Below are 6,366 nucleotides of genomic sequence, written 5' to 3'. Positions count from 1 at the left end.
GCAAGCGATGGACCAGCCGCTGGAAGCGGGCTCTCCAGGCCTTCGACATCGCCTTCGACGGCCGCCTCTCAGTAGCCCACATCTGACAGACAAACCAACCCAGTTACACCGAAAACTTTACAGACCCGCAGCCTCATCCGTGCATCGTATGGGGGCCCGCAGCGTCAGCGGTGCACGAGGGTGCAGGGGCCCGGAGGTGGCCGGGGTGCCTCTATGGGTTTCGTCGACTTGTGGGGGCGGGCTTGGGGTTGTAGAGGGTGCCGTCGTGGAGTATGACGAAGAGCAATGTCGGTTCGTCGTCCGGTGAGGCAGAGGAGGGCTTGGGTGTGGTGTTTTCCCTGGGCGATCTTCTTGTCGTAGTAGGCCCCGGGAGACGGCGTTGACCAGAGCGGCGAATGCGGAGAGGAAGAAGGTGCGTTTGATTTGCTTTCTTCCTCTCCGCGACGGTTGTTAGCCGTGGATCGAGGACCGGAACTCCTGGTTGCTGGGGCGAGGCCCGCGTAGGCGGCGAGGTGGGCTGCAGAGGGGAAGCTGCTGACGTCGATGAGGATGCTTGCTCCGGTCCTGACGGCGATCCCCGGCATGGACCTCAGGACCTTGGAAAGAAGGTGAGCCTCCAGCCGTTCCTCGATCCGTCCAGCCAGCAGTTTCCACTGGTCAAGGACGGCGGTCAGCGAGCCGGCCAGGCTCGGGACGATCAGCGCAGCCGCGTCCGTGCCGGGAACGATCACGGTCTGCTCGTCCAAGGCGGTGAAGATGTCGTCGACCAGCCATTCCGCCGTCCTGAGTGCCTTCGGCCGGAGCAGGCTCACCAGTCGGCGGCGAGGCGTTGCAGATCCGAGCTGGGGACCCGAAGCGTTCCAGCAGGGCCAGGATCGCCGGGTGCTGGACCCGCAGGCCGAGGATCCGTTCGAGGTGCGGGTGAGTCTGGGTCAGCAGCCCCCGCAAGCGATTGGAGACCTTGGTGGCTTCGCCGGCGAGGTCGTTGTCGAAGCTCGCGATCGTCTCTGGCACCACGACCGTCTCGTCGGCGGGCTCGATCACCCGCAGAGTGTTGGCATCGAGCGGGCGGCATCAGCGATGACGAACGCGTCGCGAGCGTCGGTCTTGGCCTCGCCCGGATAGAGGTCGGCGATCCGCTGCATCGTCAGGCCCGGCAGATAGGCGACTTCGCATCCCATGTCGCGGGCAACCGCGAGCGGCAGAGCACCGATCGAGGCGGGCTGGTTGACCACGATGAATACGGTTGCGTGCAATGGGGGACTGTGAATGTGAGACGTTTTGGCTCGTTAGTGCCCTGGAGGGGCGCGTCATCCGTCGGCGTGCTGGCGACCGCCTCCATGATTACCCTGCTAATTGAGGCATATGATCTATCTGTTTACGCCGCGATGACGGCACTTGTCATCGGCCCTCTCTTCTTTCCTGCCCTCTCTCCTTTCGGTGAAACCTTGGCTGCTTTCGGGACTTTCGCGACCGGATTCATCGCTCGACCCATTGGGGCTGTTCTCTTCAGTCATATAGGTGATTACTATGGCCGCCGCCTAGCCTTCCTTGCGTCAATGGCGATCACTGGCTGCGCTACCACAGGAATAGGCTGCTTGCCAACGTATAACTCGGTAGGCTCTGCCGCCCCATTGATGCTCTTACTTCTCAGATTAGTGCAAGGGATGGCGAGCGGCGGAGTGGGAAATGGCCTACTGCTTGTTGTTGAGAATTCCCCAATCCAAAGCAGGGTTATATGGTGTAGTCTCCCACACGCGGGAATCTCGCTTGGATACCTCGCCGCTAATGGTATAGTCGCGTCTCTGACGAGCGTGTTCGGTGCTAGGGAATTCCGGGAATGGGTTTGGAGGGTACCGTTCTGGCTGGCAGCACTATTGGTCATCGCCGGGTTGTTGCTCAGAAAATATATGCCTGAAAGTCCTGAGTTCGTCGAGCTCGTTAAGGAGGGCGGCAGGGCCTCGTTACCTGTAGTCGAACTCCTGCGAACACATTGGGAGACATTTTTCCTCACTGTAGGGGCTTTTTCTTTTTCGCCGGCCGTTACTCAGATCGTCTCCGTTTGGAGTTTGGCATACGTCACCGGCAACTTGAATATCGACAAAGCAACCGTAATTGCGTGTGTGATGGTGGCCGTAGGCCTAAAGGGCGCCCTTCTGCCATTTGTTGCAATAATTATCAATCGCCGAAGTCTGCGTAAAGTTTGTCTAGTCGGCAGCTGCGCTATGCTGTTCTGGGCTTTTCCTATGATGCTTCTCATGCATGCCGGGCGCCCGCTCTTCATGATGGTAAGTTTTATAGGCGCCGAGATCTGTTTGCTTCCTGTCTCAGTCGCGGCCACGGTTTATTTGGTCGAACTATATGAACCGCGTATCCGGTCGACAGGGTTGACTATCAGCCACAATTTCTCCAGCCTTATAGGGGGCGCACTCAGTCCATTGATCGCAGTGCTATTGACCAAAAGTGACGGGCCGCCGTTAGGTGTAGCCGTTTATTTGTCCGCAATAAGCTTCCTGGGGATTATTTGCCTATCTCGCCTTCCTGATGTCTCCAATAAGGAGATCGGGTAGACGGTTTTAATTTCTCCACCGCTGTAAGGCCGCCAGCCTGCCTTGCCAGTTGCCAGACCCATGGGAATGGACGATCAGATTGATCACTGCCGGCGGCCAGCCAGAGTGGATCCGCCCGGTAAGCTGCCGCGCGGTCGCCTCTTCGAGCCGGTGGCTTTGCCCGGATGAAGAATTACAAAATCTTCTAAGGCTGCGGCTTCAAAGGAAACGGCGTCTACTGTGGTTTTCTCAGGGATCGCTGAGGTGTATGATCGTGGGATCAACGCAGCATGAGTACCGTCTGCCGGAATGGGCCCAGTGGACGTGGGACGTCGGGTCGGGCATTGCACGATGAGAGAGCACGTGAAGCCTCCTGGGCTGGGAAGGAACTATCGCAAGTCCCTTCCCGCCAGGGACGTCACGTGCTCCTCAGAGATCATGCGAGGCAAACGTCTCCGCTGCTGCATTCCATGCTGACAAAACCTCACTTAGACCGTGTCCTGTGTGGTGAGGCGGACGAGCCGTTTGTAGCAGCGGATTGCGGCGGCGAGGCCGGGAAGGGCCAGGTAATTGCGTGGGTCGCGTTCGTGGCGGTGGGTGATCCAGCAGTAGCCGGTGAGTCAGGACATCGTGCGCTCGATCACCTACCTGCGGTGGCCGAGTCGCTCACTGGACTCGATGCCTTTGCGGGCGATGCGGACGCCGATGTGCTTGCCCCACAGCTATTTCCGCAGGACAGGCTGGTCGTAGGCCTTGTCAGCGTGCAGCCGCTGGGGCTTGAAGTACCGGCCCCGTTGAGGGTCGTGTCTCGTTTGGAGGCCGGTCACCATCGGCTTCAGTGCCTGGCAGTCGTGGTTGTTGGCGGCGGAGAGCCCGGCAAGAAGGGGCAGCCGGTTCTGATCCGACAGGACGTGCATCGTGGAACCCGACTTGCCCCGGTCCACGGGGCTCGACCTGTGAGTTCGCCCCCTTTTTTTGGCCCTGACGTGGGCGGAGTCCAGGACGACGCGGGTCACATCGATCAGGCCTGCGTCGTCGAGACAGTGCACGATCGCTTCGTGGAGCCGACCCCACACGCCGGTGCGGGGCCAGATCAGGAACCGGCGGTGGGCGGTCGACTCCGATATGCCGAAGCATGGCGGCAGGGTCCGCCAGGCACAGCCGCTGACCAGCACGTAAATGATCGCGGCGAACACCATCTCATCAGGCGTCTCCTGCGTCCCACCGCCTTGCGGCCGGACCTTCGACTGCGGGATCAGCGGCTTCGCGATCTCCCACAGCCCGCCCGGCACGATCCAATCCCATTGTTCCCCGCCCCCTGACCGGTCAACGTCCGCCTCACCACATAGGACACGGTCTTAGGCCCAATGCCGTTGCCTTTGCCCTAGAAGACTGATGAAAATGTTGGGTTCTGGCCCTGCCGCGTGGGCGGCGGGGTCAGACTCGTTGGTGTGGTGATGGGGGAATGGGCCGGGGAGACGGTCGGGCCGGATGTGTGGGAAACCTGCCAGGAGTTGATCCCAGCAGGGAGTGTGTTCGCGTTTCTGGCCGAGCACCGTGGTGTGCTGTTCCCGGCGGAGATGTTCGCGGACATGTACCCGTCGGTGAACGGCAGGCCGTCCACGCCTCCGCCAATCCTGGCTTCGGTGGTCACGTTGCAGGCCCTGCACGGGTTGTCGGACTTCGAGGCCGTTCAGGAATTGCGGTGTGACCTGCGGTGGAAGGCTGCGTGCGGGCTGGGCCTGCACGACACCGCGTTTCACCCGTCGCTGCTGGCCTACTTCCGTCGTCGGCTGGCCCGCTCAGCCCGCCCCCACGTGTCTTCGAAGCGGTCCGTGAGGTCGTGAAGGCGACCGGTGTATTGAAAGGCCGGCACCGGCGGGCGCTGGACTCCACGGTGCTGGACGACGCGGTGGCCACCCAGGACACCGTCACCCAGCTCATTGCCGCCGTCCGTGCGGTGATCCGCGAGGTTCCTGGCGCTGCCGACGCGGCAAAGACCTGCTGCACCGGCCACGACTACACCGATCCGGGCAAACCCCGCATCGCCTGGAACGACGAGCAGGCCAGGGCCGACCTCGTCGATGCCCTGGTCACCGACGCGCTCAGACTGCTGGGTCACCTGCCTGACCAGGAGCTGGGAGAGAAGGCCGCGAACGCGGTCGGCATCCTGGCCCTGGTCGCCGGACAGGATGTCGAGCCGGCCGACGGCTCCGACGGCCGTGACGGACGCTGGCGCATCACCCAGGGCACCGCCCACGACCGGATGATCTCCACCACCGATCCCGAATCCCGGCACGTGCACAAGACCCGCAGCCACCACCAGGACGGATACAAAGCCCACCTGGCCGTCGAGCCTGAGACCGGCCTGTTCACCGCTGTCGCCCTGACCCCGGGCACCGTGCCCGAGTCCCCCGAGGCCGCCGTCGGCCTGGACCTGCTCGCCCACGAGACCACCGTGCTCGAGGTCGTCGGCGACACCGCATACTCCACTGGCGACGCCCGCCACACACTCGACCGGGCCGGACACCGGCTGTTCCTCAAACCCGCACCACTGCGGGCGGCCGTCACCGGCGGCTCCACCCCCGACGACTTCACCATCGACACCACCACCGCCACCGTCACCTGCCCCCAAGGCCACACGGTCCCGCTGTCCGCCCCGGGCGGCATGCACCGCCCGCGCATCGCGTCCTTCAAGGACCTGTGCACCAGATGCCCCCTGCGCGGGCGATGCACCAACGCGAAGGCCGGCCGCACCATCACCATCCGACCGCACCACGATCTCCAGGCCGCAGCACGCCGCCAAGCCGCCAACGACCCCGGCTGGCAGGCCGACTACCGCCGCTGGAGACCACCGGTCGAACGCGCCGTCGCCTGGCTCGTCCACCACGGCAACCGCCGACTCCGCTACCGCGGCACCATCGCCAACAACACCTGGCTCCACACCAGAGCAGCCGCCCTCAACCTCCGCCGACTGATCACCCTCGGACTCACCCGCAGAGCAGACTCCTGGCACCTCGCACCAGCCACCGCATAAGGCCGGAAGGCCGCCCGGCCAACGGCCGGACAGCCCCTCAGCAAGATTTTCATCAGTCTTCTAGGCGTAGTCTGCTGGCAGTGGGTCCCGGGGGTGGCTCGGGTGGCTGCGGGTGTGTCTGACTTATCGGGTCTCGGCCTGTTGACCTGGGTCGTATCTTCCAGGCTGGTGGGTCGGATGGTGGCCGCGTGCGGGCGTTCAGAGCAACGTCAGTGGCTGCTTCTCGCACGGCTGGTGGTGTACTTCGTGCTGGGGCTGGCCCTGTTCTCGCCTGCTCCGTATCTGGAAGTGATGCGGCGCCTCGTCGAGGGACTGCGGGGCTTGGGGCTGCAGGGCAACTGGCGTGTTCCGGCGAAATTCTTGCGGTTCAGGGCCCGGCAGCGGCTGGGCCCTGAACCGCTTGCTGTGCTGTTCGCCACGACCGCGAAGTCCGATGGCTACCGAGGCCAGTCCTGGCGCATTCTGGCGGGGCTAGCGGCTGCTTGCCGTTGATGGAAAGTGCTGGGACGTGGCGGATAGCGAAGCCAACGAGGCTGCCTTTGGGCGTCCGGGCAGTGGCCGCGAGCCGGGCAGGAGCGCGTTTCCGCAGGTGCGGATGGCTATGTTGGTGGAGGTGGGCACGGCAGCCATGCGGTGCTGGACAGGGCGCCACGTCAGCCGGGGTGCAGAGGCAATACTTGGGACTGCGGGGCGTACGGAGGACTGCCAGGTCGCGGTGTTCGCAGCCTACGCGTCCTCGCGGGGCCGGGCGCTGGTGGACCGGGGTTGTATCTGCCGAAG

The 6,366-nt window shown here is 63.5% G+C and carries 2 protein-coding genes and 4 pseudogenes; 4 read left to right on the top strand and 2 right to left on the bottom strand.

Going from position 1 to position 6,366, the window contains the following annotated elements:
• Positions 1 to 211 precede the first annotated feature (211 nt).
• Positions 212 to 1,247: pseudogene (locus tag ACFPP6_RS36155) on the bottom strand (IS110 family transposase); the annotation flags it as partial.
• A 75-nt stretch (positions 1,248 to 1,322) separates the two neighbouring features.
• On the opposite strand from ACFPP6_RS36155, the gene ACFPP6_RS36150 reads away from it, so the two are divergent.
• Positions 1,323 to 2,570, top strand: a complete 1,248-nt coding sequence (locus ACFPP6_RS36150; RefSeq protein WP_382051103.1) for an MFS transporter — start codon at positions 1,323 to 1,325, stop codon at positions 2,568 to 2,570.
• Positions 2,571 to 3,037: 467 nt separating this feature from the next.
• On the opposite strand, the pseudogene ACFPP6_RS36145 reads toward ACFPP6_RS36150, so the two are convergent.
• Positions 3,038 to 3,844 (bottom strand): annotated as a pseudogene (locus ACFPP6_RS36145) (IS5 family transposase).
• 162 nt (positions 3,845 to 4,006) lie between these two features.
• On the opposite strand from ACFPP6_RS36145, the pseudogene ACFPP6_RS36140 reads away from it, so the two are divergent.
• The 3 genes and pseudogenes from ACFPP6_RS36140 to ACFPP6_RS36130 all read left to right on the top strand — a co-directional run.
• Positions 4,007 to 5,586: pseudogene (locus tag ACFPP6_RS36140) on the top strand (IS1182 family transposase).
• Between the two features lie 93 nt (positions 5,587 to 5,679).
• Positions 5,680 to 6,078 carry a transposase domain-containing protein gene (locus ACFPP6_RS36135; protein ID WP_382051102.1) on the top strand — a complete coding sequence of 133 codons (399 nt, stop codon included), beginning with the start codon at positions 5,680 to 5,682 and terminating at the stop codon, positions 6,076 to 6,078.
• 149 nt (positions 6,079 to 6,227) lie between these two features.
• Positions 6,228 to 6,366, top strand: a pseudogene (locus tag ACFPP6_RS36130) (transposase); the annotation flags it as partial.

Source organism: Streptomyces aureoversilis (assembly GCF_042657885.1).
Classification (GTDB): Bacteria; Actinomycetota; Actinomycetes; order Streptomycetales; family Streptomycetaceae; genus Streptomyces; species Streptomyces aureoversilis.
This window is presented reverse-complemented; position numbering and strand designations above follow the sequence as displayed.